Annotated in this window: 23 protein-coding genes, 1 tRNA gene and 1 pseudogene; 5 read left to right on the top strand and 20 right to left on the bottom strand. The window is 61.6% G+C overall.

Translation table 11 applies throughout. From position 1 onward, the window contains the following. Position 1: 1 nt before the first annotated feature. Entirely contained in the window at positions 2–919 is a 918-nt protein-coding gene (locus VL598_RS01655; protein WP_325324960.1) for a hypothetical protein, read from the bottom strand. A 364-nt stretch (positions 920–1,283) separates the two neighbouring features. Between VL598_RS01655 and VL598_RS01650 the strand changes: the two genes are divergently transcribed. Beyond that, a complete protein-coding gene (locus tag VL598_RS01650) occupies positions 1,284–2,732 on the top strand; it encodes a sulfotransferase family protein (protein ID WP_325324959.1) in 1,449 nt (482 codons plus the stop codon). Positions 2,733–2,759: 27 nt separating this feature from the next. Here VL598_RS01650 and VL598_RS01645 read toward each other — a convergent pair. Further along, a pseudogene (locus VL598_RS01645) lies at positions 2,760–3,205 on the bottom strand (inorganic phosphate transporter); the annotation flags it as partial. A gap of 329 nt (positions 3,206–3,534) precedes the next feature. On the opposite strand from VL598_RS01645, the gene VL598_RS01640 reads away from it, so the two are divergent. After that, entirely contained in the window at positions 3,535–3,819 is a 285-nt protein-coding gene (locus tag VL598_RS01640; protein WP_325324958.1) for a YfhL family 4Fe-4S dicluster ferredoxin, read from the top strand. 65 nt (positions 3,820–3,884) lie between these two features. Here VL598_RS01640 and pth read toward each other — a convergent pair whose 3' ends face one another. The 7 genes from pth to VL598_RS01605 all read right to left on the bottom strand — a co-directional run bounded on the left by pth (position 3,885) and on the right by VL598_RS01605 (position 10,023). Then, positions 3,885–4,487, bottom strand: coding sequence for an aminoacyl-tRNA hydrolase (pth, locus tag VL598_RS01635; RefSeq protein WP_325324957.1), 603 nt, complete (start codon positions 4,485–4,487; stop codon positions 3,885–3,887). A 94-nt stretch (positions 4,488–4,581) separates the two neighbouring features. Further along, positions 4,582–5,193, bottom strand: a complete 612-nt coding sequence (locus tag VL598_RS01630) for a 50S ribosomal protein L25/general stress protein Ctc (protein ID WP_325324956.1) — start codon at positions 5,191–5,193, stop codon at positions 4,582–4,584. A gap of 212 nt (positions 5,194–5,405) precedes the next feature. Further along, positions 5,406–6,365, bottom strand: coding sequence for a ribose-phosphate pyrophosphokinase (locus VL598_RS01625; RefSeq protein ID WP_325324962.1), 960 nt, complete (start codon positions 6,363–6,365; stop codon positions 5,406–5,408). A gap of 41 nt (positions 6,366–6,406) precedes the next feature. Beyond that, positions 6,407–6,483 (bottom strand) — tRNA-Gln (locus VL598_RS01620). A 53-nt stretch (positions 6,484–6,536) separates the two neighbouring features. Continuing rightward, positions 6,537–7,430: a 4-(cytidine 5'-diphospho)-2-C-methyl-D-erythritol kinase gene (gene ispE, locus VL598_RS01615; protein ID WP_325324955.1), complete on the bottom strand. Its 894-nt coding sequence runs from the start codon at positions 7,428–7,430 to the stop codon at positions 6,537–6,539. An 80-nt stretch (positions 7,431–7,510) separates the two neighbouring features. After that, positions 7,511–8,098, bottom strand: a complete 588-nt coding sequence (gene lolB / locus VL598_RS01610; RefSeq protein WP_325324954.1) for a lipoprotein insertase outer membrane protein LolB — start codon at positions 8,096–8,098, stop codon at positions 7,511–7,513. A 59-nt stretch (positions 8,099–8,157) separates the two neighbouring features. Next, positions 8,158–10,023 (bottom strand): tetratricopeptide repeat protein, encoded by a 1,866-nt coding sequence (locus VL598_RS01605; protein ID WP_325324953.1) that lies wholly within the window; start codon positions 10,021–10,023, stop codon positions 8,158–8,160. A 108-nt stretch (positions 10,024–10,131) separates the two neighbouring features. On the opposite strand from VL598_RS01605, the gene mutM reads away from it, so the two are divergent. Then, on the top strand, positions 10,132–10,959 hold the full coding sequence (mutM, locus tag VL598_RS01600; protein ID WP_325324952.1) for a bifunctional DNA-formamidopyrimidine glycosylase/DNA-(apurinic or apyrimidinic site) lyase: 828 nt from the start codon (positions 10,132–10,134) through the stop codon (positions 10,957–10,959). A gap of 30 nt (positions 10,960–10,989) precedes the next feature. Then, positions 10,990–12,144 (top strand): A/G-specific adenine glycosylase, encoded by a 1,155-nt coding sequence (mutY, locus tag VL598_RS01595; protein WP_325324951.1) that lies wholly within the window; start codon positions 10,990–10,992, stop codon positions 12,142–12,144. Between the two features lie 91 nt (positions 12,145–12,235). Here mutY and VL598_RS01590 read toward each other — a convergent pair whose 3' ends face one another. From VL598_RS01590 to kdsD, 11 genes are all read right to left on the bottom strand, one after another. Then, on the bottom strand, positions 12,236–12,871 hold the full coding sequence (locus VL598_RS01590) for an LON peptidase substrate-binding domain-containing protein (RefSeq protein ID WP_325324950.1): 636 nt from the start codon (positions 12,869–12,871) through the stop codon (positions 12,236–12,238). Between the two features lie 39 nt (positions 12,872–12,910). Next, positions 12,911–13,810 (bottom strand): RNase adapter RapZ, encoded by a 900-nt coding sequence (rapZ, locus tag VL598_RS01585; RefSeq protein WP_325324949.1) that lies wholly within the window; start codon positions 13,808–13,810, stop codon positions 12,911–12,913. Positions 13,811–13,947: 137 nt separating this feature from the next. Further along, on the bottom strand, positions 13,948–14,916 hold the full coding sequence (hprK, locus tag VL598_RS01580) for an HPr(Ser) kinase/phosphatase (protein ID WP_325324948.1): 969 nt from the start codon (positions 14,914–14,916) through the stop codon (positions 13,948–13,950). A gap of 128 nt (positions 14,917–15,044) precedes the next feature. Then, complete coding sequence (gene ptsN / locus VL598_RS01575; protein WP_325324947.1) at positions 15,045–15,500, bottom strand: PTS IIA-like nitrogen regulatory protein PtsN; 456 nt, start codon at positions 15,498–15,500, stop codon at positions 15,045–15,047. Between the two features lie 366 nt (positions 15,501–15,866). Further along, positions 15,867–16,226, bottom strand: coding sequence for a ribosome hibernation-promoting factor, HPF/YfiA family (gene hpf / locus VL598_RS01570; protein ID WP_325324946.1), 360 nt, complete (start codon positions 16,224–16,226; stop codon positions 15,867–15,869). Positions 16,227–16,400: 174 nt separating this feature from the next. Then, on the bottom strand, positions 16,401–17,906 hold the full coding sequence (locus VL598_RS01565; protein WP_325324945.1) for an RNA polymerase factor sigma-54: 1,506 nt from the start codon (positions 17,904–17,906) through the stop codon (positions 16,401–16,403). A gap of 189 nt (positions 17,907–18,095) precedes the next feature. Then, the gene (lptB, locus tag VL598_RS01560; RefSeq protein WP_414718638.1) at positions 18,096–18,905 is read right to left on the bottom strand and encodes an LPS export ABC transporter ATP-binding protein; all 810 of its coding nucleotides are present in this window, start codon (positions 18,903–18,905) and stop codon (positions 18,096–18,098) included. Beyond that, a complete protein-coding gene (gene lptA, locus VL598_RS01555; protein WP_325324944.1) occupies positions 18,902–19,555 on the bottom strand; it encodes a lipopolysaccharide transport periplasmic protein LptA in 654 nt (217 codons plus the stop codon). The genes lptB and lptA overlap by 4 nt, the downstream gene beginning before the upstream one ends. Before the next feature lie 28 nt (positions 19,556–19,583). Then, positions 19,584–20,183: an LPS export ABC transporter periplasmic protein LptC gene (gene lptC / locus VL598_RS01550; protein WP_325324943.1), complete on the bottom strand. Its 600-nt coding sequence runs from the start codon at positions 20,181–20,183 to the stop codon at positions 19,584–19,586. Next, the gene (locus VL598_RS01545) at positions 20,180–20,728 is read right to left on the bottom strand and encodes an HAD family hydrolase (protein WP_325324942.1); all 549 of its coding nucleotides are present in this window, start codon (positions 20,726–20,728) and stop codon (positions 20,180–20,182) included. The genes lptC and VL598_RS01545 overlap by 4 nt, the downstream gene beginning before the upstream one ends. Next, a complete protein-coding gene (kdsD, locus tag VL598_RS01540) occupies positions 20,728–21,711 on the bottom strand; it encodes an arabinose 5-phosphate isomerase KdsD (RefSeq protein ID WP_325324941.1) in 984 nt (327 codons plus the stop codon). Before kdsD ends, VL598_RS01545 begins: the two co-directional genes overlap by 1 nt. Positions 21,712–22,060: 349 nt before the next feature. On the opposite strand from kdsD, the gene VL598_RS01535 reads away from it, so the two are divergent. Next, the gene (locus VL598_RS01535) at positions 22,061–24,064 is read left to right on the top strand and encodes a cation:proton antiporter (protein WP_325324940.1); all 2,004 of its coding nucleotides are present in this window, start codon (positions 22,061–22,063) and stop codon (positions 24,062–24,064) included. Positions 24,065–24,075: the final 11 nt, after the last annotated feature.

Genomic DNA, 24,075 nt, shown 5'->3' with positions numbered 1-24,075 from the left:
TTTAAAGCGTTAGCGCTCGCTGGCGTCCCTGGTCGGAAATCTCCTTGAGCAACTGCGATTTGAGTCGTGGCATCAAGGTTTGATATTTTTGATTTTGATTGTCATTGTCATCTTGCACGGTATAGCCGGCGCGCGCCGCATCGACCAATTCCTGCGCGAAAAAGGTCCGCCGCTGGTTGCTTGAACTCCAAAAGCTTAGGCCGTTCTTCTTGGAGTAATCGGTCATACGCGTTTCGTACTCTTCCCAAGCGCCGTTCGAGGCGGCCTCGTTGTGCATATCGACGATCTCCTGCGGCACGGATGTCAGCAGCCTGAACATCGCCCCTCGTTCATAGCCTTTTTGCATCCACCCTTGATTGATATAGTCGGTCCAGGCGTCGTCGTTTAAATTGAGATATTCGCCGCGAACTATTCTCTTTGCTGAGTCGTCGATTCCGCCTCGTGACAAATGGCGTCTTTCATTTATATTTCGGTTTTTCCACTCTTCCACGTCACTGCCTGATCCCAAAACACGCACGTTGACGTCCTGGAGGTGCCTCTTGGACTCGTCGATTTCCAGGGATGTGCCGAGGTCCGTCGCTTCCAGCGTGTCGGTGGGCTCGTATTCGAAATCGATCGGCTCAGAAAGAGAAAAGGCGGAAAAGGCGGGATTGTACCGACGCGCGCGCTCGTTTCGCTCATTCCAGGACTTGTCGGTGACCCATTTCTCGATGGCCTGCTTGAAGTGGCTCCCAGCGTATTTGCCGCCCTTATATTCCTGCTTTAGATAGTCGAACTTGTCGATGTCGCTTTGTGATCGTTTTCTTATTGCATTGCTCGCTTCGGGCTGCTCTATCACACGCTTGACGATGTCGAATCTACGCAGCCGTTGGTTATCATCGTTGATGGCCTCGTCTAAGTGTTTTTCAATATCGTTCATCGCCCCTCGTTCCTTTCGAGACTCCCTCGCCATTACCTTACGATGTCGGGTTTTGCAACTCAACTACAAGGTAGGTACAGAACCGGGAAAGTGCCCGGATGGCAGGGGCAACGCAGCGTCGATCAAAGGATAAAAAGGGCGACGCAAGCCGTAGCGGCATCGGGTGCCGGACTGAGAGGCGTCGGCCGTTCAATCGATACCGACGAATGCATCGCCTTCAATATTTCAGTGTAACCATCGGAAATCCGTCCGCAGGCGTTTGGCACGCCAATAGCGGTATAGTCGCCATCGCCGAACGGCGCGTCCGCCTAACCGACGATACGTGAGCGGATCGATCTATGACATTGTTTTCCGGATACACTGAATGTCGGCCACTACACGCCATGAAGCTGCCCTTAAGCTAGTCACGTTCGCGAATCAGTTCGCTGAGCTGGGCGCGTATCGCGACGCACTGGGCCTTTATCGCCGCGCTGCGGAAATAGGCGTCAACATCGCGCAGTTTTACTTCCTGCTCGGCTCGGCTTTTGAAGCGCTGGTAGCCTACGACGACGCAATTGCCAGCTACCGCCGTGCGGTCGAGCTCCAACCGACGTACCACGCCGCATTCAACAATCTCGGAAACGCGCTGCATGCGAGCGGTCGTGCCGACGAGGCCGTCGAGGCCTTCAAAACGGCAATTCGCCTCGCGCCCAATATCGGATCGTATTATCGCAACCTCGTGCAGGCCAAGCGCATTGCCGCAGACGACCCGCTGCTTTCCACCATGCAGGCGCTGATTGCTGACGAGGGGGCCACGACGCCCGAGGACCGCGTCCAGCTGCAATTTGCACTCGGCCTAGCGCTCACGGAGGCGGGGCAGGGAGCGCGCGGATTCGAGCATCTCTTAAAGGGCAATGCTTCATACCGCGAGCGCAGCCATTACGACGAAAAGGCCGCGCTCGATCGCCTTGCGGGCATACAAAGAATGTTCACGCGCGAGGTGATCAACCGTCGCGCGGGCGAAGGCGATCCGTCGGCGGTCCCGATTTTTATCGTTGGCATGCCTCGCTCCGGTTCCACTTTGGTGGAACAAATTCTTGCCAGTCATCCCCACGTGGTGGCGGGTGGCGAGCGCCTTGATTTTTCGCGAGCCTTTTCGCAAACGGTCGAAAAATCGAAGGCACAAGCTGGCGGGGTGGACAACGGGGCACAACCGGTTTCCTCCCCGGATGCACCTTCCAATGAACTCGATTCGCTTTCGCCGGCAACGGTGCGCGAAATTGGTTCGGCATATGTCACGCGGCTGCGCAATGCGGCACCCCAGGACCGCCCTTGGCTACGCATGACGGACAAGTTGCCGTTCAACTTCGAGCTTGTTGGGTTGATTCATCTGGCGCTGCCCAATGCACGCTTTGTCTACACTCGGCGAGCGCCCGTCGAAACATGCTTATCGTGTTTCGCAAGGATCTTCAAAGACGTGCCGTTCAGCTACGATCTTGGCGAGTTGGGCCGTTTTTACCGTGCGTACGAAGAGTTGCGCGAGCATTGGCATGACGTGCTGCCGCCTGGGACCATGTTGGAAGTGAGTTACGAGGATCTCGTCGAAGATGTCGAGCGCGAAGCGCGGCGCATCGTGGCCCACTGCGGCCTTGAATGGGACGATGCCTGTTTGAATTTTCACCAGACGGCGCGGCCCGTTGTAACCGCGAGCGCCACCCAAGTGCGCCAACCGATTTATCGCACGTCGCTCGTCTATGAACGGCCCGAGCCAGGGCTGCTTAAGCCGTTGCTCGATGCGCTTGGCTCCAACGCTCAGGACGCAGGACTCGCCTAAGCTTATCGCCGCAGTGGCCTGCGCGAGCTAAAAGAGCCGATGCAGCAGCCAATAGAGGCCGGCCGCAAGAGCGATTGAGGCCAGCAATGTCAGAACCCATGCGAGTAGAAGATTGCGGACGGTTTCCCACTGGAGCCCCGACCCGTTAGCCGTCATCGTCCCTGCCACGCCAGAGCTTAAAACATGAGTGGTCGAGACCGGTAGCCCGTACACATCCGCCATTCCGATTGTCAGCATTGCGATTGACTCTGCCGAGGCGCCCTGGCTATCTTCTCGCCGACGGTCACGACGATCCGTTTCCAGCCGACCATGGTGCCGAGTCCGAGCGCAATCGCCACAGCTACTTTCACCCAGGTCGGAATGAACTTCGTGGCATGGTCAATCTGCTCTCTGAACGCATCGATGGCGCGGGCGTCTTCGGCACTGAATTTAGGCGTCTTTGCCTTTTCCATCAGCCGAATCGCTTCCGACAGATTCGTGGTGGACCGTGGGCCGAGGATTGTCAAAAAGTGCGACAAGAGAATGCCTACACCGAGCGCTTCGATCGGGCTACGAGGCTGTACATATCACCTAAATAGCGCGCTTCCTTGTGCCGTTCGGGTGCCGACGCTGACGTGGCAATAGTCAGGGGGGCGTCTTGTTGGTCACGGCTTGGCGCGCAGAGGGTTGCAACGCCTGTGGTTGCAACGCCTGTGCCACTCAGCTGAAACTCGCAAACCTGACTTTCAGGGAGTTGTGCACGACCGTCCAGAAGGCTGATAAGCTATAATTCTCTGTTTTTAAACGAGAAGTTGGTGGCATCATGGCCCTGATGATTACCGACGAGTGCATCAACTGCGACGTTTGCGAGCCGGAGTGCCCGAACGACGCAATTTCGATGGGGCTTGAGATCTACGTGATCGATCCATCGAAATGCACCGAATGCGTCGGCCATTTCGACGAACCTCAGTGCCGGCAGGTCTGTCCTGTCGAGTGCATCCCGCTCAACCCGGAGCACCTCGAAACGCCGGCGCAACTGCTGGAAAAATATCGAGCGTTGCAAGCGGCAAAAGACAGCCACGCGAGCGACGGTGGCACCACGGCTTAATAGAGGTTCAGCCCGAAAGGCCGTGCAGCATATCGACGGCACTGAGCAACGGCACTGAGCGGCTCTTATGCGCTTCGATGCAGTTGCATCATTGCACGCTCGCATTCGCCTTTGACGACATGCGGCATGACCGCGAGCGCACGCTCGATGGCGGCGTCGATCACCTCTTGCTCTTCCTTGCGCGGCGGTTTCAGAACGAAGTTCGCAACATCAGGCTTTGCGCCCGCCCGAGCGGCTTCCGGGATGAGATCGCGCGGATGGCCGATGCCGATTCGCAGCCGCCAATACTGCTGCGACGAAAGGTGTGCGGAAATGTCCTTGAGCCCGTTGTGGCCGCCGCTACCGCCACCAAGCTTCAGTTTGACGGTACCGGCCGGCAGATCGAGCTCATCGTGCGCTACCAAAATCTCGCTCGGCAAAATCTTGAAGAAGTGCGCAAGCGCCACGACCGATTGGCCCGAGCGATTCATGTAGGTCTGCGGTTCCAGCAAATGGATTTCTTCGCCGTCGAGGCGAGCCTTCGCATAGAAACCGTGAAAGCGCCGCTCGTCGCGCAGTGTCGCGCCGGTTTCGCGTGCGAGTTGATCGACCAGCCAAAAGCCGGCGTTATGGCGGGTGGCGGTGTATTCGGCTCCCGGATTGCCGAGCCCGACGATCAGCTTGATCATAGTTGCCAACCTTAAAAAAAACCCGCCGGGCAAGCCGGCGGGTTACGTCGTCCGCTTTATCAAACGGATCGAGAGGATATCGTTGATGAGATCCTTAAGCTGCCGGAGCTGCGCCCTCGCCCTCGGTTTCGCTCGACACTGCGCCTGCCGGCACGGTGGCAGCGGCAACGACGGGGTTTTCGGCTTCAACGTGCGCCGTCAGCGAAACGCCCTTCGGCAGCGCGATTTCCTTCGCATGCAGCGACTGGCCCGCTGCGATCTGCGACAGGTCGATCTCGACGAACTCGGGCAGATCGGCAGGCAAGCACTCGATTTCGATCTCGGTCACCACGTGCGAGATCACCGCACCGCCGAGTTTCACAGCCGGGTTCGTTTCCTGATTCATGAAGTGCACCGGCACCTTCGTGTGCAGCTTCTTGTTCGGGTCGACGCGCTGGAAATCAACGTGCAGCACGAGTTGACGGAACGGATGGTACTGCACATCGCGCAGCAATACGCGCTGCGATTTGTCGCCCACTTCCAGATCGAGGATCGACGAGTGGAAAACTTCCTTCTTCAGCGCGTGCCAGAGGGCGTTGTGATCGACTTCGATCATTTGCGGTTGCTCACCGGCGCCGTACACGATCCCCGGCGTCTTGCCGGAGTTGCGCAGGCGGCGGCTCGCACCCGTACCTTGCAGGCTGCGCTCAAAAGCGATGACTTTCATGTTTAATCTCCGTGAACTGCCCGCGACCAGGCAGTGTTGCTGGACCCATTGGCACCCTGCAAATACGGTGCAGGAGTGCAGGCGGCCCGTGACGACACGGCGCGTACGCCAAACGATACTACGTGCAACGAATGAGCGACGCGCCCATTAAGCACAAAGCGCCGCACAGGGCGGCACTTTGCACAAATCCTATCTTGCCGTTCCGTCTCGCGTCAGGCGTCGTCGGCGAACAGTGACATCACTGAGTCGCCGCGGCGGATGCGCGAGAATGTTTCCGCGAGCAGCCCCGAGCACGAAAGCATGCGAATCTTGTTGCAGGCACGTGCTTCCTCGCTGAGCGGAATCGTATCGGTGACGACGAGCTCGTCGAGCGACGAGTTCGCGATACGCTCGCTCGCGCCGCCGGACAGCACGGGATGCGTGGCATAGGCGAAGACGCGTTTTGCTCCGCGCGACTTCAACACTTGCGCCGCCTTGCAGAGCGTGCCCGCCGTATCGACCATGTCATCCATGATCACGCAGTTGCGGCCTTCGACTTCACCGATGATGTTCATCACCTCGGCGACATTCGCTTTCGGACGACGCTTGTCGATGATCGCGAGATCGCAGTTCAACTGCTTCGCGAGTGCACGCGCGCGCACGACACCGCCGACATCGGGCGACACCACGAGCAGATCGCTGTAGTTCTGCTTGTGCAGATCGCCGAGCAGAACCGGCGTCGCATAGATGTTGTCGACGGGAATATCGAAGAAGCCTTGAATTTGGTCGGCGTGCAGATCCATCGTAATGATGCGATCGACGCCGGCAATTTCCAGCATGTTCGCGACAACCTTCGCCGAGATTGCGACACGTGCGGAGCGCGGGCGGCGATCCTGGCGTGCGTAACCGAAGTAGGGGATGGCTGCGGTAATACGACCGGCCGACGCGCGCTTCAACGCATCGACCATGATCATGAGTTCCATCAGGTTGTCGTTCGTCGGCGCACAAGTCGACTGAAGAACGAAGACATCCTTGCTGCGAACGTTTTCTTGAATCTCGACTTGGATCTCGCCGTCGGAAAACCGGCTGACCATTGCTTTGCCGAGGGGGATGCCAAGGATTTTGACGACTTCCTGTGCAAGCGCGGGATTTGCGTTGCCAGTAAACACCATCAGGCCGTCATGGCTGCTCATCATGCACCTGCTGCTGGAGGCGGGAACTGCGGGAATGTTTTTGGCAGGGGAGGAAGGACTCGAACCCTCGCATGCCGGAATCAAAATCCGGTGCCTTGACCAACTTGGCGACTCCCCTACACTAACTCTGAGCTTCGCCGGGCTGCGGGAGCGACCCGGCGATGCAAAACTTCATGACGCGAAACCGAAGAGTGGATGTTTATCCAGACTCGGAGCGACTGCGACTGTCCATCCTGCTTGCTGATTCTCAAGCAGCTTGGCTTGCGCCGCTTCCGCTTCGGCGATGCTGGAAAAGGCAGCGAATACGCTTGATCCCGATCCAGTCATCCGCGCCGGTGCGATGTTATCAAACCCTCTCAACACCTGCGCGACTTCCGCGTATTTTCTCACGGCAACTGGCTGCATGTCATTTCGGCCAAAACTATCGGGCCATCTGGCATCGCAACTTTGTTGTGCGAGAAAGAAAGCAATTGTGACCTCTTTCGAATCCCGTGTCAACAACTTATCGGAAAAAATATCAGCAGTCGGTACATGCACGTTCGGCTTCACGACAAGAAAGCAGCGCTTGGGCAGTTCGACGGCCTCCAGCGCTTCGCCGACGCCCTGCGCAAATGCGTTCCTGCCGAAGAGGAAGAACGGCACGTCTGCGCCGAGTTTTAGGCCTAGCACCTGCAGCGTCTCGCGCGGCAGGTCCAGTTTCCATAGCCGATTGAGCGCGAGCAGTGTCGTCGCGGCGTCGGAGCTGCCTCCGCCCAAGCCCGCGCCCATCGGCAAGTGCTTATCGATCTCGATGTCGACGCCAAGCGACGTGCCCGTGTGCGCCTTCAAGAGCGTCGCCGCGCGCACGACAAGATCGGCTTCCTCGGGCACGCCCGGCACGACGGTCTTTCGCCGCACCTGGCCGTCGGCACGCAGCGTGAAGTGCAACGTGTCCGCCCAGTCGATGAGCTGAAAGACTGTCTGCAGCGAGTGATAACCGTCAGGCCTCTGCCCCGTGATATGCAAAAAGAGATTGAGCTTCGCGGGAGCCGGGCAATCCCGCAGCGAATCGTTCGTTTCGATCATGCTTGCTTGGTTAGTGGGGCGGAGGGGCGCAAACGTAGAGAGCATAGAAGGCGAGGAGGGCGAAGCCGCCTGACCCACGCTCAGCGATCCAGGACAAGCTTGATGTCGAGCGGCGGGTCGTGCCGAGTCAGGTCGACGCGCTTGACGCCGACGTCGGGTGCCGTGGTGTAGGCGAGGTACTGGATCGTCCAGCCGTCCTGGTCGATTTCCTTCAATCGCGTTTCGAGCTGCGGATCGGCAATCGTCTTGGCGGGCGAGGTCGGCGCCGGAGACGGTCGTAGCCAGTAGCGCAGCCCATCGACGGGCAGCGCGAAGCCGAGCGCGTTCTGCATGAGCGTGCCCACGTTGTCGGCCGTCACCGGCTGCCGGTTCGGTAGCTCGAGGGTGGCCACCGACGGCGACGAGGTGATGACTGCGAGCGTCTGGCCGAACGGATTCAGCAGTTGGAGCGTCACCGTGTCGCCTTGCTCCTGCCAATCGAAGTTGCCGTATGCGTTGCGCGACTCGCCGTTTTGATCCGCGTAACGCACGGCGAATCGGCCATGGTAGGCCCGGCTCGTTTGCGTCGAGAGCGCGGTGGCCATGCTCGAGGTGGAAGGGCCGCGCGTTGGTGCGACAGAGCAGCCTGCAAGCAGAGCGAGGGCCGCCGCGGCCCCGATGGCAGCCATGGATGAAACGACGCCGCGCGTGCGTCGTGGCGCGAGAACATGATGGAGCTTATCGTGCATCAGAGATTGCTGCTGTCGACCTGGAAGCGTTTGAGTGTCTTCACAAGCGTATCGTTATCGGGGTCGAGCTTGCGCGCGTCTCGCCATGTCGAAAGCGCCTTGGCCTGATCGCCGCTTTTCCAGAGCACTTCACCCAGGTGGGCTCCGATCTCGGCGTTCGGCTGAAGATCGAAGGCGCGGCGCAACAGCTTCAATGCGTCAGACGTGTCGCCCTGACGGTACTTGACCCAGCCAAGGCTGTCCATGATGAAGGCATCGTTGGGTGCGAGAGTCGAGGCCTTTTCGATCAGCTTTTCCGCTTCGTCGAGCTTCTGGTTGCGATCGGCGAGAGAGTAGCCGAGTGCGTTGTACGCCTGCGGATTGTCGGGCTGCTCCTTGATGATCTGGCGCAGCTTCGTCTCCATCAGATCGTAGTTACCGTTCTTTTCCGCGGCCATCGCATAGTCGTACATGATCTCGGGATCGTCGGGCATCGCATCGTCGGCCGCCGCTAGACGCGCTTCGGCCTCGGGGTAGCGCTTTGCATCGAAAAGCATCGCAGCATCGGTGCGCGCGATGAGCGCCTGCATGCGTGGGTCTGGGCTATCGAGATCGGCGAGAATCTTGCGGGCATCGTCGACTTTGCCGGACTTGGCGAGCAACTGGGCGCGCGTCACACGTGCGGCGATATAGCGTGGGCTGTCAGGCGAGACCTTGTCGAGCCACTTGGCGGCCTGCGCCTCGTTGTTTTGCTCGATTGCGATCTGTGCCAGAAAGAGATAGGCCTGCCCGGCGTCCGCACCCGGCGTCTTTTCGGTGATCTGGATGTATTGCTGCAGATAGTTCTGCGCGCTGTTGTACTGCTTTTGCTGAATCTTGATGAGGCCCAGCGCCATCAGCGGCATTGCGTCATGCGAATCGAGGCTGTGCAATGTCTCGAACTGCTTTTGCGCATCGTCGATTCGATCGCTCGAAAGATAGAGCTGCGCAAGAGCGAGACGAGCGTCGCGCGATTTCGGATTCTGCTTGACATACGACTCGAAAGACGAGATCGCTTCATTGCGCGCGTCCGGATCCATCTGCGCCAGCGCCAGCGCGGCCGGCAGGTAATCGGGCTTCAGCTTGAGTGCGCGCTGGAACGAGGCGCGCGCGCCAGGCTGATCGTCAGCGAGCAGCTGCTGGCGGCCGATCGCGAGTTGCGCTTGCGGCCGGCCCATGTCGTTTTGCAGCAGATCCTTCAAGGCGGCAAGGCCGCCCACGCGGTTCGGCCCGCGCGCAAACAGCACTTGTAGCGCGAGGATGGCATTGCCGCGGTCTGCCTCTGGGATTTTCGCGAGTTCGGCGGCGAGCAGCGGCTGCGCATCCTCGGGCTTGCCGGACAGCACGAGCAGCGAGGCGTCGAGCTGGGAGGCGCGCTCCGAGTCGGGCGCGTATTCGCGCCATAGTTGCGCGGCCGTCAGGGCATCGGCCGGGCTCTGCGCCGCGATCGCGATTTCTGCGGCGCGCTGTGCCATGCGCGGATCATGCGTATCGCGTGCGAGCGACAGATAGGTCTGATAAGCCGGGGCGGGCTGATTGCGCTGCAGGGCGATTTCGGCTGCGAGCACTTGGAAGACGATCTGGCTCGACAACGAGACATTAGGGACGTTGCTCGTCTCCTCCGGCAGCGACGAAGACAAGCCATCCGCCGACGCAGCCGAGAACGCATCGTCTTCCGATTGGGTAAAGACTGGTGCGGGAACTTGCGCGTGGGCAGGCAACGCGAGAGCGGCAAGCGACGATGCACAGACGATGGCGCCGGCAATACGGCCGAGCGGCGCGCCACGCAGGGTGGAGCGCACGCTGCCCGCGCGCTTCGAAAGCAGCAGCTTCAGGGACACAATCATGGAGATCCGTTCGAGGGTTTCAGACGATTGTAACGCGCTCGCTACAATACACGCAGATTCCATTAAGCAAGTTACGCACCCCTTCCCCCTTTATTACAGCCATTTCACATGCCTGAGCTGCCAGAAGTTGAGGTGACCCGGCGCGGCATCGAGCCGTACGTGCGCGGGCGACGCGTCTTGCGCGTCGACGTTCGCTCCGGCGCGCTGCGCTGGCCCGTGCCGCCCGAGCTCGACCAGACGCTCGCGCGCCGGGAAATCGTCGAGGTCGGACGCCGCGGCAAATATCTGCTCTTCGAGGTGGACGAAGGCTGGTTCATCGTCCATCTCGGCATGACCGGCACGCTGCGCGTGCTGCCTCTTGCCTCGCTGCCGGCGGCGGCCAAGCACGACCACATCGACTGGATCTTCGACGAGTTCGTGTTGCGCTATCGCGATCCACGACGTTTCGGCGCAGTGCTGTGGCACCCGCGCGGCGCAGGCCCCGTGAGCATGCATCCGTTGCTCGCAGGGCTCGGCGCCGAGCCGTTCGCCCCTGAGTTTTCGGGAGAGCTGATTTACCGGCGCACACGCGCTCGCTCGATCTCGATCAAGCAAGCGCTGCTTGCGGGTGATATTGTCGTCGGCGTTGGCAATATCTACGCGTCCGAAAGTCTCTTTCGCGCAGGTGTGCGACCGACCACCGCGGCGGGGCGCCTGTCTGCCGCCCGTTGCGCGCGCCTGGCCGATGCGGTCCGGGCCACATTGTCGGATGCCATCGCGCGCGGCGGCAGCACCTTGCGCGATTTCGTAGGCAGCAACGGCGAGAGCGGCTACTTTCAGCTCGATTGCTTCGTCTATGATCGGGCCGGCTCGCCATGCCGCGTCTGCGGCACGGTCGTTCGCCACCTCGTCCAGGGGCAGCGCTCGACCTATTACTGTCCGCGCTGCCAGCGTTGATCTCAGCACGCTCCCCTCGCTTATTTCTTCATGTCCGAACTGTCGATTGCACCTGAGATTGCTCCCGAGAGCAGCCTTGCAAGCGCAAGCGCTTGCGCCGCTTGCCTGGAAACCGTCTTTGCAGAGCGCCTTATCGCTTGGCAAAGACGCCATGGCCGCCATGACCTCCCGTGGCAGAACACGCGAGATGCGTATCGCATCTGGCTCTCCGAGATCATGCTCCAACAGACGCAGGTCGCCACCGTTATTCCTTATTACGAGCGTTTCCTGGCGCACTTTCCCGACGTTGCAGCGCTCGCTGCCGCGCCGATCGATGAGGTGATGGCGCTGTGGGCCGGGCTGGGCTATTACACGCGCGCGCGCAACCTTCACCGCTGCGCGCAAGTCGTTGTGGAGCAGCACGGCGGCGTGTTCCCGGCCTTACCCGAGGCATTGGCGCAACTGCCCGGCATCGGGCGCTCGACGGCGGCAGCCATTGCTTCGTTCGCATTCGGCGCGCGCGCGACGATTCTCGACGGTAACGTGAAGCGCGTGCTCGCGCGCGCATTTGGCATCGAAGGGTTTCCCGGCGAAAAACGGGTCGAGAACGCGATGTGGGTGCTGGCTGAGCGGCTGTTGCCCACGAACGGCAGCGATGCGGACGTCAGCGCTTACACGCAGGGGCTCATGGATCTCGGGGCGACGCTTTGTGTGCGCGGCAAACCCGATTGCACGCGTTGCCCTTTTGCCGATGACTGCGCGGCCAACGCCACGGGGCGCCAGCGCGAATTACCGGCCCCTCGTCAGAAGAAGGCGGTGCCCACGCGCCGGACCTGGATGCTCGTGTTGCTCGACGGCAGCTCGGTGCTGCTCGAGCGGCGTCCTCCTGCCGGCATTTGGGGCGGCCTCTGGAGCCTGCCGGAAGCGGCGGACGAAGCGTCGCTCGCGCAACGCGCGCGCGTGTACGGCGTTGCAGGTGAACTAACGCCGCTCGCACGACTCACGCATACGTTTACGCACTTCAAGCTCGACATCGAGCCGCGCGTTGCCGATGTCGGCATCGGTGCAATGAGGCCAAACTGCGGGTCGGATGACGAAGCACGCGACGACGACAGCGCATGGGTGCCGCTTGCCGAACTCGACGGTTACGGTGTCCCCGCGCCCGTGCGCAAGCTGCTCGACGCACTGAAAGGATCGTTAATCTGAGGCGCCGTTGTCCGGGCGACGATCGAAGCAGGCCTCTAAAGCAGCCATTGCAGCGCCACGCGGACAACACGGAAAAACGCGCACGAGCGATTCAAAGCAGCCGGTGCTGCTGCATGTAATGGTGCACGCAGTCCACGCGCTCGCCGGCATCGGTCATCGCCATGAGCCGTTGCCGTACGCGCAGGGAGATCTGAAGCACCTCGGATAGCCGATTGGAAACCCAGCTCGGATCATCGAAGCGAAAGGGTTCCGCGAACGGTAGGCCGTCGGTACCTCGTTCGCGGATCGTTTCGATAATGCGCTCCAGCACTTCGGCGCAAGCGCCGAATTTGGCGAGTGTGTCGGTACCCGCGAGCGGAGCGTCATCGGGCAACGGCTCTGCCATGCCCACGAGAAGCCCGTTCGGCTCGACGCGATGCGATAGCAGCCGAAAACGCCGGCTGCCGCGTGCGCGCACGCGTAGCATGCCGTAGTCATCCACATCGCATTGCTCGATCGTGGCCAGGCAGCCCACCGTGGCCGGCACGCAGGGCTCGTCGCGGTTCGCGACCTCGGTTCCGCTTTTGATGAGGCATACGCCGAACGGCGCATTTTCGCGCAGACACGTTCGCGCCATATCGAGGTAACGCGCCTCGAAGATCTTGAGCGGAAGCAGTCCGTCGGGAAACAGCACGCAGTGAAGGGGAAAGAGCGGCAGATCGGCGTATACGGCGGAGTTGGAGGACATGGCGCAACGCTTCGAGTGTGCCGCGCTGAGCGCGGCGAATTAAGCGACTAGTCTCGACGATTCGCCGATTTCGATCGGCGCGTCCCGGTGCCGCACGATCACGGTCGCTTCGCGTGCGAGACGTGCGGCGAGCGTCTCGGCGATGAAAACCGATCTATGTTGCCCCCCCGTGCAGCCGATCGCGACCGTCAGATAGCTGCGATTGTCCTCGCGAAAGCGCGGCAGCCACTTGAGGACGAACGCGTAGATGTCGTCGATCATTTCATGGACGATCGGGAGGGCATCGAGATAATCGATGACGGCCGGATCGCGTCCGGTCAGAGGACGAAGCCGATGGTCGTAATAGGGATTCGGCAGCGCGCGCACGTCGAAAACGAAATCGGCGTCGAGCGGCAAGCCACGCTTGAAGCCGAACGATTCGAACATCAGCAAGAGGCCCTCGCGCTCATCCTCGATGAAGCGCTTCACCCATGCGCGCAGCACGTTCGCGCGCAGATCGCTCGTGTCGATCTGATGGCCGAACTCGGCGAGCGGGGCAACGAGCTCTCGCTCGCGCTCAATGGCTTCCTCCAGTGAGGCAAGCAGTCCGACATCGGCGTCATGGGCGGTCGAGCCCGACAAAGGGTGGCGGCGTCGCGTTTCCGAAAAGCGCTGGATGAGCGCCTGAGTGCTCGCATTGAGGAACAGCACGCGCACTTGGTGCTCGGTCGACAGATCATGGATGATGCCGGGCATGTCGTCGAGCGAAACGCTCGAGCGTGCGTCGATGGCGACGGCGAGCCGCTCGTGGCCTTGATCGCTGGTGGCCAGGTATTGCGCGAGTTCCGGCAGCAAACGCGGCGGAAGATTGTCGACGCAGTAGTAGCCTGCGTCGGCGAGCGCGTTCAACGCAACAGATTTGCCGGAGCCGGAGATGCCGGTGATCAGAACAATACGCATGGGGGAACACCCGTTCGTTTCATCATAGCACTTGCTTCCGGCTTTCTCGCGTTTCCCGTTCAGCGGACGACATTGTCCTGCTTGCGGGCGCCACGACATTTGACGCGCACGCCAGGTGCGTGCCGCCACGGCCGAGCTTACATCAGCTTGCCGGGGAGCTGACTGTCGGGATCTTGCATGGCGAGCCGCTGACGGTCCATGAAGTCGCGTAGCGTATCGATTCCACGCAGCTGCAGAATCGTATTGCGTACTGCTGCTTCAACGAGCACGGCCAAGTTGCGGCCGGCCGCTACCTGAATCGTGACTTTGCTGATTGGCAAGCCGAGCACGTCGACGGTCTGGCTTTCGAGCGGCAGGCGCTGAAACTCGCCGTCCGGACGCCGCACGAGCTGGACGATGAGCTTCAGCTTCATCTTCCGCCGCACAGCGGTTTCACCGAAAATCGTCTTGATGTCGAGAAGCCCTAGGCCCCGAACCTCAAGCAGGTTTTGCAGAAGCGGCGGACAGCGGCCTTCGACGAAATCGGGGCCGAGCCGCACGAAATCGACGGCGTCATCGGCGACGAGCCCATGCCCGCGGCTGATGAGTTCAAGGCCGAGCTCGCTTTTGCCCAGGCCCGAATCGCCCGTAAGCAGCACGCCCATGCCGAGGATGTCGAGGAACACGCCGTGCAGCGTCGCACGCGGCGCGAGAATGCGCGACATATAGAGCCGCAGGCTGTCGATGACGGCCGCCGCCGAGATGGGCGTCGTGAACAAGGGTGTTGACGAGCGCGTACAGCGCAACACGAGCTCGGGTGGCGCCTGTACGCCTTCCGCCACGACAAGAAAGGGCGGCTCCAGCGCGATGAGCTCGGCCATTTGCCGCGAGCGATCCTCGCCACTCTGCCGCTGGTAATAGTTCACCTCCGCTTCCCCGAGCACCTGGATCCGGTTCGGGTGAATGAGGTTCAGGTGGCCGACGAGATCAGCGCTCGACGTCGCGTTTGCGACCGTCTCCGCCGAAAACCCGCGCTCCCAGCCCTCATGCCCGGTCAGCCAGCTCAGCTTGAGCGCGGCAGCGTTGTCGTCGAAGATGCTTTGGGCGTTGATGCTGGACGTATCCATGAATCCCTGGCTCCTGGAGGGTGGCCGCTACTGGCCGGAGGCGCTCGCACCCGACTCGATGCCGGCCGGGCTACGGTAATAGGCGCGCTGGACATCGCCGCTCGCGAGGCGCGGGGACGATGGTCGGCTCATGGTTGCCACTGTGTAAGCAGCCGATGTAATTCCTCGCGGTTCGTTTCGGTGTGTAACCGTTCGCGTGTTGCGCGATCCGACAGCAATTGGGCGATCTCAGACAGAATTTCGAGATGCTGCTGGGTGGCTTGCTCGGGCACGAGCAAAAAGATCAGCAGCGCAACGGGTTGTCCGTCCGGCGCTTCGAACGGGATAGGCTGATCGAGTCGCACGAAAGCCGCCAGGGGGTGCCTGAGCCCCTTGATGCGTCCATGAGGAATGGCGACGCCTTCGCCGAGCCCCGTCGAGCCGAGGCGTTCGCGGGCGAAGAGGTTGTCGGTGACCGCGCTGCGTGCGACGCCGTTCTGGTTCTCGAAAATCAGCCCTGCTTGCTCGAATACGCGCTTTTTGCTGGTGACGGAAAGTCCGATAACGACGTTCTCGAGGGGAAGGAATTTGGCTAAACGATTCATGTTGGCAGGCTAACGCGTCGCCTGGGCGCTCCTGGCGGCAACTGACTGGTTGTCCATTTTCGGCGTTGCCGGTCGGGCTCATGGACACATGGCCCGGCCCCTTCGCATGGCCACTCGGCCGGCTGCCCCTACAAATACCGGCACATTATAAATCACGCGCCTGCCTTGTTGCAGGGCGTCCATGCGCGAGCCGCACGCATGCCTCATGCCCGCCCCATGAATTCCATGAGCGCCCTTTGCAGGTCGTGCATGCCTTAGCCGCCGCCAGTAATGAAAAACCGCCCCATTTCGGGGCGGTTTTGCGGGGGGAGGGAGCAACCGGAAAGTTAAGAGGTTCGGGTGAGGGGCCTCGCCCTCTGTGCCCACTTACTGCTGGGGTTGCTCGCCGACGACGGGCATGGGTTGATGCTTGATTGGCGCGTGCTGGTGATTTTGAATGCGGCCCTTGTGACGCACGACCTGCCGATCGAGTCGATCGACCATGAGATCGATTGCGGCGTACAGATCGCCGTTGGCGCTTTCGATGAAGATGTCCTTGCCCTTCAGATGGAGGCTGATTTCAACCTTTTGCCGCTTGTCCTTTTCCTTTTGATTGTCGACCGAGAGGACCACATTGCCATCGATCACCTGATCGAAATGTCGTAGCACCTTATCGAGCTTGGTGATCACGTATTCCCGCAACGCTGGCGTGACTTCGAGATGGTGTCCACTGATCTTCAGGTTCATAGTGCTCTCCAAACGAGGTGGCCGCCTGGCACACTGTGTGCGGCTCATAACCGGTCGGGAGCGGCCCGCTCGAATCGTCACCCCGCGTGACGACGAGCGGCGGTCGTATCGGCCGGCCATGCGCCTACAGCGTTGCGGCCGGAAAATGCTCGATCCGCCTTGGGGGCGACCGAGCTAAAGAGACTTACGCAGATTGACTGCCGGGATCTTAAGCGCTTCGCGGTATTTGGCGACCGTCCTGCGCGCCACCACGAATCCTTGTTCCGCCAGCAGTTCGGCTATGCGGCTGTCTGAAAGAGGCGTCTTTGAGTCTTCAGCTCCTATCAGTTGCTTGATGAGCGCGCGGATAGCCGTTGATGAGGCTGCGCCCCCCGTATCGGTCGATACATGCGAGCCGAAGAAGTACTTGAATTCAAGCGTCCCGAAGGGCGTCAGCATGTACTTCCCGGTCGTCACGCGCGAAACCGTCGACTCGTGCAGCCCCAGCGTATCAGCTATTTCCCGCAAAACCAAGGGGCGCATCGCGATTTCGCCGTGCACGAAAAAGTTCTTCTGCCGCTCGACGATCGCCTGTGCCACGCGCAGGATTGTCTCGAAGCGTTGCTGAATGTTTTTGATGAGCCAACGCGCTTCCTGCAGCTGCTGGCGCAGTGAGCCGCTGCCGGGATCGCCTCGGTTGTTGCGCAGGATGTTCGCGTAAAGATGGTTGATGCGCAGGCGCGGTACGACTTCTCCGTTGAGCTCGGCCTGCCAGCCCCCCGTCGTCTTTCGCACGATGATATCCGGCACCACGTAGTCCGCTTCCGCTTTACCGTAGGCGGCGCCGGGAAACGGCTCCAGCGAGCGGATCAGCGTATGGGCATCGCGCAGCGCGTCGTCGCCCGCCTTCAGTTGCTTTTTGAGCCGCGTAAAGTCGCGCGCGGCAAGCAGTTCGAGGTGGTGCCCGACGATCTCGAGCGCGAGCTTGCGCGTGGGCGTGTCCTCGAGGCGCTGTAGCTGCAGCCGCAGGCATTCCGATGCGGAGCGTGCGCCGGCGCCCGCCGGGTCGAAGCTATGTAGTAGCGCAAGCGCGGCGCTCAATTCGTCGACGTCGATTTCGAGCTCATCGGGCATGTCGGCGAGCAGTTCGTCGAGCGATGCCGTCATGTAGCCGTCGTCGTCAATTGATTCGATCAAGAATGTGACGAGAGCCCGATCGCGAGGGCTGGCCTTCGTGACACGCAGCTGTGCCATTAGATGGTCGCGCAGCGTCGTCGTCGATTCATGAATTTGCAGTGGCGGCAGGTCGTCGTCGTCGGACGATGGTGCCGAGCGGCCGTAATCGTCGAGATTCCACTGAGCCGCATCGCCATTCTCCCCGCCAGACAAGCCGTTGTACTCGTCGGCTGCCGCCGGTTCGCTGCCGGCGCCGCGCTCGGCGTCGCTGGCAGGCGTCGAGCCGGTCATTGGCTCGGCCGCCGTAGAGGTCGGCGGCTGGGCGATCACCGTGCCGTCAGACGCAACGCGCAGGGGGCTCGCGATCCATTCGTCTTCGCTTTCGAGCAATGGGTTCTGCGAGACGGCCGTCGCCACTTCCTGCTGAAGTTCGAGCGTAGACAACTGAAGCAGCCGGATCGACTGCTGCAGTTGCGGCGTCAGCGCAAGATGCTGCGATAGGCGGAGTTGGAGGCTGGCTTTCATGGCAATTGGTCTTCATTGTAGAGACTTTGCCAGTTGCGCGATACTCCGAAGAAGCGTGCGCCCGCCTAGAGTCCTCGCTCGGTCATCGCTGGCGTTGGGGGGCGGCGCATGTGTCCCCGTAAGAACTGAATCGCGTAATGCAGGTGAGCCCTGGCAGCCCGAGGTTGCGGTGCTACGCGGCCCCGCGGCTTACATGCGGAAGTGCTCGCCGAGATAGACGCGCCGGACGCTCTCGTTCTCGATGATCTCGCCGGGCGCGCCCGCGGCGAGCACACTGCCGTCGCTGATGATGTACGCGTGATCGCAGATGCCAAGCGTTTCGCGCACGTTATGGTCGGTGATGAGCACCCCGATGTTGCGCTGCTTGAGAAACTTGACGATCTTTTGAATCTCGAGCACGGCGATCGGATCGACGCCGGCAAACGGCTCGTCCAGCAGAATGAAACTCGGATTCGTCGCGAGCGCGCGCGCGATTTCGACGCGTCGGCGCTCGCCGCCCGACAGAGACAGCGCCGGATTTTCGCGCAGATGGGCGATTTGCAGCTCTTCGAGCAATGCTTCGGTACTGGTCGCGATGGCTGATTTCGAAGGGCGCTTGCCGTTGCCGTCGAGTTGCAGCTCGAGCACCGCGCGAATGTTCTCTTCGACAGTCAGCTTGCGGAATACGGAGGCTTCTTGCGGCAGATACGACAGGCCGAGCCCTGCACGCTGATGAATCGGCAGGAGACTGATCGGTTTGCCGTCGAGGATGATGTCGCCCGCATCGAGCGGCACGAGGCCGACGATCATATAGAACGAAGTTGTCTTTCCCGCGCCGTTGGGGCCTAGCAGACCGACGACTTCACCGCTTTTCACATCGAGCGAGACGTCCTTGACGACGGTGCGCGAGCCGTAGCGTTTCCTCAAATTGCGCACGACGAGCGAACTTGTCGTCTTCGACGATTGATTTTGCTGGACGGTGGCGGCGGCCGGCGCGGCCGTGCTGGATACGTTGTTCACTGCTGTGGCATCCCTTCAATCGCGCTCGCCGGCGCAAGCGTTGCGGAAGCGCCAGCGAGCGGCTGCGGCGCGCCGCTGCGCGGTGACAGCATCCCCCGGACGCGCCCGGTCGGGTTGCCCGGCCCGGCCACGTCCTTGCCGGCCTTGGCGGTATAGAAATCGTTCTGCCCATCGTACGTGATGACGCTGCCGTGCACTTGGTCCATCACCGTCGAGAGGCCCTGCAATCGGCGCACGGTTGCAATGGAGGTGAGTGTCGTCAAGTCCTGCTTACCATCGTAATCGATGCGCTTTGCGTTTCCGTCGATGTACTCGTCCAAACCATCGCGCTTTTGTCGGAAATACGCGAGATCTGCGCCCTGCATCGTGCCCGTCGCGTACTGATAGCCTTGCGGGTCCTGCCGGACTTCGACGCGATCCGCCTTGATGATGATCGTGCCTTTCGTGACGATCACGTGCCCCGTGAGGATCGTGACTTGGTGTAAGTCGTCATAGGTCTGATTGTCCGCTTCGTAGTTGAGCGGCTTGTCGCGGTCGGCGCGCTCGGCATGCGCAATCGGCGCGAACCCCGATAAGGCAAGTGCTACCAGCATTGCCGTTACGATGGCGCGCGTGTGGGAGTGCCCGGCAAAAGTGGACATTTCGTTCATGCAGTCACGCTGCGTTTAATCGACGGGGTCACTTGGCGTTGCCGCCCGACAGGTCCGATGCGGCAATTGCCCCGTGGACGTTTCCGAACAGCTTCATGACCCGAGTCACGTTGTTGTAGTTCATGGCGTTGGCGGTCGCGATCGACGGGCCGCGCCGAAGTTTAACCGGCTTTTCCGTCAAGATGACGTCGTCGTTCACGAACACGCGAAAGTGAGCGGAGTCGGCTTGCATCTCCGGGTCGCCATAGCCGGGTGCGCGAAGAATGCGCGCATGGTCGTACAGATCGACGATCGATCCGTCGGCGTTGACGGTGCCGCGCTCGCCGGTAGCGGTGACAATCGGTTTGCCGGGCTGGAAGGCGCGGATAGCGGGGTGCGCAAGGTCGCTGTTGTCGTCGTCCTCGTAATGGACCATCTTGGTCGAGGTCAGTCGGTACTGCGTCGCTCCGCTTTCGTCGAGCTCGGACACCGAAAAGTTATCGGCGAAATAGTCGGGTGAATGCGTCTTGGGCCGATCGGTATCGCTTGTCGAGTTCGCTCGCGTCGCCTGCAAGAGCCAATACGTCACGGCCGCGAGTAGCGCCATCGCGACGATTGAAATGACCGCACTCAACCGTGAGCCGTTCATGCGTTGTGTGCTCCGCAGGCGGCCGCCAATAGCGGCTCATACCGGTGTTGGGCGCGCAGAATCACGTCGCAGACCTCGCGGGCGGCACCCTGGCCGCCTCGCGCTTGCGCCACCCAGTGTGCGCGCGCGATGACTTCGGGGTGGGCGTTGGCCGGCGCGGCGGCGAAGCCGCACTGCACCATCACCGGGAGGTCGGGCCAGTCGTCGCCCATGTAGCCGCACGCGTCGGCGGTCATTCCAGTTGCGCGCAAGAGCTCGGCGAAGACCTGAGCCTTGTCGGCGGCACCCTGGTGCAAATGCGTGATCCTCAAATCCTGCGCGCGCCGCTCGACGATGCCCGAGCGGCGGCCTGTAATGATGGCGGTTTCAATGCCAGCCTCGCGCAAGAGCTTCAGGCCATGACCGTCCAGCGAGTTAAACGCTTTCATATGATCGCCTTCGGCCGTAAACAGCAGGCTGCCGTCGGTCAGCACACCGTCGACATCGAAAATCATCAGCCTGACACGGCTCGCGCGTTCGACAGTGGTGAGGGTAGGCGTGACCATCAAATCACCTTCTTCGAAAACAGGTCATGCATATTGAGCGCACCGATGAGCTTGCCCGCGTCGTCGACAACGAGCATCTGGTTGATCCGGTAGCGCTCCATCGATTCGACAGCTTCGACGGCGAGATGATCGGCTGCGATCGTGCGCGGCGCGCGCGTCATGACTTCGACGATCGGCAGGTCGCGAAAATCGCCGGTGCGCTCAAGCACGCGGCGCAAGTCGCCGTCCGTAAAGATGCCGGCCACGCGGTCGCCTTCGTCCACGATCGCCGTCATGCCCATGCGCTTGGCCGTCAGTTGAAAGAGCGCGTCGCTCACGGTGGCCGTGGTCGGCACTTTCGGCAGTTGGTCACCCGTGCGCATGACGTCACGCACATAGGTGAGCAGCCGCCGCCCCAGCGCGCCGCCCGGGTGCGAACGCGCAAAATCGTCCGGGCCGAAGCCGCGTGCGTCGAGCACCGCGACGGCCAGCGCGTCGCCGAGCGCGAGCGCCGCCGTGGTGCTCGCCGTCGGCGCGAGATTCATCGGACACGCCTCTTTCTCAACCCCGGCGTTCAGGTGAACGTCGGCGAGCTTGGCGAGCGTCGACTCCGGCCGGCCCGTCATCGCAATCAGCTTCGCGCCGATGCGCTTGACCTGCGGCAAGATGGCGACGAGTTCTTCCGATTCGCCCGAGTTCGAGAGCGCGACGAAGACATCGTCGGCCGTGACCATGCCGAGGTCGCCGTGACTGGCTTCCGCCGGATGGACAAAGAATGCAGGCGTGCCCGTGCTGGCCAACGTGGCGGCGAGCTTGCGTGCAACATGGCCGGATTTGCCGATTCCGGAAACGACAACACGGCCGCGGCAGCCCAGCACGAGATCCACCGCAGTTACAAAGCCACCGTCGATGCGCTCGGACAAGGCGCGAACGGCATGGGCCTCGATGTCGAGCACAGTCCGGGCAAGCGCTAGCGCCCGGTCACCATTGATTTTCGCTATCATTCGACGAGTATAACAAAGGCGTTCGCCGTGACGGACCATTCTGGACCGTCAAGCCAGGAGCAACTCGCGAGCGCCGTTTTCTTCTTTTAGATGCGCAGCGCTCACCCTGCAAGGCTGGCCTCGAGAAGAAGTTTTTAAAAATGGGGGAACGAGCCTGTCGGCTGCCATGCTCGGCGCCGGTCGTCGTGTACCTCAAAGAACTGCCTATGGGGGCTTCAACGCTTCGGACCCGGTTGCGCTGCCCGACCCGGCAGTTCGTCCCAAAGGAAGTTCCGGCGGGGGCGACTGGCAAGGCACGTTCGCAAGCCTGTCATTCGCGCGGACAGGTCATTAAGAGGACGCTTCGCACGTGATTTCCCCGCTCGAAATGACGCTCTTGCTGCTGCTTGCTTCAGTGGCCGGCGTCGTGCTGTTTCGCTTTCTGAACTTGCCGCCGATGCTTGGGTACTTGACGGTCGGCATCATCGTCGGGCCGCACGCGCTCGGGATCGCCCCCGACACCGCGCAGGCGCAGCATCTCGCCGAGTTCGGCATCGTCTTTCTCATGTTCTCGATCGGCCTCGAGTTTTCGCTGGCCAAGCTGCGCGCGATGAAAACGCTCGTGTTCGGCTTAGGACTCTCGCAGGTGATCGGGACAATCGCTGTTGCCATGCTCGTGGGTGCGATACTCGGGCGCTGGGTTCATATCTCGTGGCAGGGCAGTTTGGCGCTCGGTGGCGCGCTTGCAATGTCGTCGACGGCGATCGTCAGCAAGATGCTCGCCGAGCGGCTGGAGATCGAGACCGAGCATGGCCGCAACATCTTTGGCGTCCTGCTGTTCCAGGATCTCGCCGTTGTGCCGCTCTTGATCATCATCGCGGCGTTGGGTGGCGACTCGCGCAGTCTCGCGGCCACGCTGACCATGGCGACGTTCAAGATCGTCGTTGCGCTCGCGCTTTTACTCTTCGTCGGCCAGCGGTTCATGACACGCTGGTTCAATGTTGTCGCGCGGCTGCGCTCGCAAGAGCTTTTCATTTTGAACGTGCTGCTCGTGACGCTCTCCGCAGCGTATGTGACAGACCGATTCGGCCTCTCGCTCGCACTCGGCGCTTTCATCGCCGGCATGCTCATCGCGGAGACACCGTATCGGCATCAGGTCGAGGAGGACATCAAGCCGTTTCGCGACGTGCTGCTGGGCCTGTTTTTCATCACCACGGGCATGCTGCTCGATCCGCGCGTGCTTCTCGCCCATCCGCTGATCGTCCTCGCGTTCCTGATCGGGCCCATGCTGTTGAAAGTCGTCATGATTACGAGTCTCGCGCGGCTGTTTGGCGCGATGCCCGGCGTCGCCATGCGCACGGGGCTTGGGCTCGCGCAGGCAGGTGAGTTCGGCTTCGTGTTGCTCAACCTCATTCGGGACAAGCATCTCGTCGATGCCGATCTGCTGCAGGTCATCCTCGCCGCCATGCTGTTGTCGATGCTGCTCGCGCCGCTCGTCATTCAGAACGCCGATCGGATCGTGCTGCGCCTCTCGTCTGCCGAATGGCTGCAGCAATCGCTGCAGATGACACGCATCGCAACGCAAAGCCTGCGCCAGCAGGCGCATGTGATCATCTGCGGTTACGGTCGTGCTGGTCAGAACCTCGCGCGCATGCTCGAACACGAAGGGCTGCCGTACGTGGCACTCGACCTGGACCCCGACCGCGTCAGTGCCGCGGCGGCGGCAGGGGAGTCCGTCGTGTATGGCGACGCCGGGCGACGCGAATCGCTCGTCGCCGCCGGTATCCATCGGGCCGCCGCGGTCGCGATCACCTACGCGAACACGCCGTCGGCGCTGCGCGTGCTGCATAACGCGCACGAGCTCGAACCCACGCTGCCTGTCATCGTGCGTACAGTCGACGATGCCGATCTCGAAAAGCTGCTCGCCGCTGGCGCGACGGAAGTGATTCCCGAGATCGTCGAGGGCAGTCTCATGCTGGCGTCGCATACGCTGGTGCTGATGGGCGTGCCGATGCGGCGCGTTGTGCGCCGGGTCGAGGAAATGCGCGACGCACGCTACAGCCTCTTGCGCGGCTATTTTCACGGAGCCGACGATCTCGGCGATGACGACGGCCACGAGCAGGTCCGGCTACAATCGGTGCCGGTCGACGACAACGCCGATGCCGTAGGGCGCACGCTCGAGGAGCTTGAGCTAGCCGAGCTCGGCGTCGAAGTCACGGCGATTCGGCGGCACGGCATTCGCGGCGTTGAGCCGGGGCCCGAGACGAAGTTGCGTGCCGCGGATATCGTCGTCCTGCGCGGGCTGCCCGAGGCGCTCGCACGGGCTGAGGAGCGACTGTCCAAGAGCCGTCGCGCCGGTGCCGCGGTCATTTGAGCCGCGTTGCG

Origin of the sequence: Trinickia sp. (assembly GCF_035492435.1) — a bacterium.
In the GTDB taxonomy this organism is placed as follows: Bacteria; Pseudomonadota; Gammaproteobacteria; order Burkholderiales; family Burkholderiaceae; genus Trinickia.
The sequence above is the reverse complement of the archived record's forward strand: the minus strand, read 5'-3'. Positions and strand labels throughout refer to the sequence as shown.

Excerpts from the sequence above, each read along its gene's own strand:
- VL598_RS01655 (WP_325324960.1), bottom strand. The coding sequence starts at position 919 with ATGAACGATATTGAAAAACACTTAGACGAGGCCATCAACGATGATAAC.
- VL598_RS01650 (WP_325324959.1), top strand. The coding sequence starts at position 1,284 with ATGTCGGCCACTACACGCCATGAAGCTGCCCTTAAGCTAGTCACGTTC.
- VL598_RS01640 (WP_325324958.1), top strand. The coding sequence starts at position 3,535 with ATGGCCCTGATGATTACCGACGAGTGCATCAACTGCGACGTTTGCGAG.
- pth (WP_325324957.1), bottom strand. The coding sequence starts at position 4,487 with ATGATCAAGCTGATCGTCGGGCTCGGCAATCCGGGAGCCGAATACACC.
- VL598_RS01630 (WP_325324956.1), bottom strand. The coding sequence starts at position 5,193 with ATGAAAGTCATCGCTTTTGAGCGCAGCCTGCAAGGTACGGGTGCGAGC.
- VL598_RS01625 (WP_325324962.1), bottom strand. The coding sequence starts at position 6,365 with ATGAGCAGCCATGACGGCCTGATGGTGTTTACTGGCAACGCAAATCCC.
- ispE (WP_325324955.1), bottom strand. The coding sequence starts at position 7,430 with ATGATCGAAACGAACGATTCGCTGCGGGATTGCCCGGCTCCCGCGAAG.
- lolB (WP_325324954.1), bottom strand. The coding sequence starts at position 8,098 with ATGGCTGCCATCGGGGCCGCGGCGGCCCTCGCTCTGCTTGCAGGCTGC.
- VL598_RS01605 (WP_325324953.1), bottom strand. The coding sequence starts at position 10,023 with ATGATTGTGTCCCTGAAGCTGCTGCTTTCGAAGCGCGCGGGCAGCGTG.
- mutM (WP_325324952.1), top strand. The coding sequence starts at position 10,132 with ATGCCTGAGCTGCCAGAAGTTGAGGTGACCCGGCGCGGCATCGAGCCG.
- mutY (WP_325324951.1), top strand. The coding sequence starts at position 10,990 with ATGTCCGAACTGTCGATTGCACCTGAGATTGCTCCCGAGAGCAGCCTT.
- VL598_RS01590 (WP_325324950.1), bottom strand. The coding sequence starts at position 12,871 with ATGTCCTCCAACTCCGCCGTATACGCCGATCTGCCGCTCTTTCCCCTT.
- rapZ (WP_325324949.1), bottom strand. The coding sequence starts at position 13,810 with ATGCGTATTGTTCTGATCACCGGCATCTCCGGCTCCGGCAAATCTGTT.
- hprK (WP_325324948.1), bottom strand. The coding sequence starts at position 14,916 with ATGGATACGTCCAGCATCAACGCCCAAAGCATCTTCGACGACAACGCT.
- ptsN (WP_325324947.1), bottom strand. The coding sequence starts at position 15,500 with ATGAATCGTTTAGCCAAATTCCTTCCCCTCGAGAACGTCGTTATCGGA.
- hpf (WP_325324946.1), bottom strand. The coding sequence starts at position 16,226 with ATGAACCTGAAGATCAGTGGACACCATCTCGAAGTCACGCCAGCGTTG.
- VL598_RS01565 (WP_325324945.1), bottom strand. The coding sequence starts at position 17,906 with ATGAAAGCCAGCCTCCAACTCCGCCTATCGCAGCATCTTGCGCTGACG.
- lptA (WP_325324944.1), bottom strand. The coding sequence starts at position 19,555 with ATGAACGAAATGTCCACTTTTGCCGGGCACTCCCACACGCGCGCCATC.
- lptC (WP_325324943.1), bottom strand. The coding sequence starts at position 20,183 with ATGAACGGCTCACGGTTGAGTGCGGTCATTTCAATCGTCGCGATGGCG.
- VL598_RS01545 (WP_325324942.1), bottom strand. The coding sequence starts at position 20,728 with ATGGTCACGCCTACCCTCACCACTGTCGAACGCGCGAGCCGTGTCAGG.
- kdsD (WP_325324941.1), bottom strand. The coding sequence starts at position 21,711 with ATGATAGCGAAAATCAATGGTGACCGGGCGCTAGCGCTTGCCCGGACT.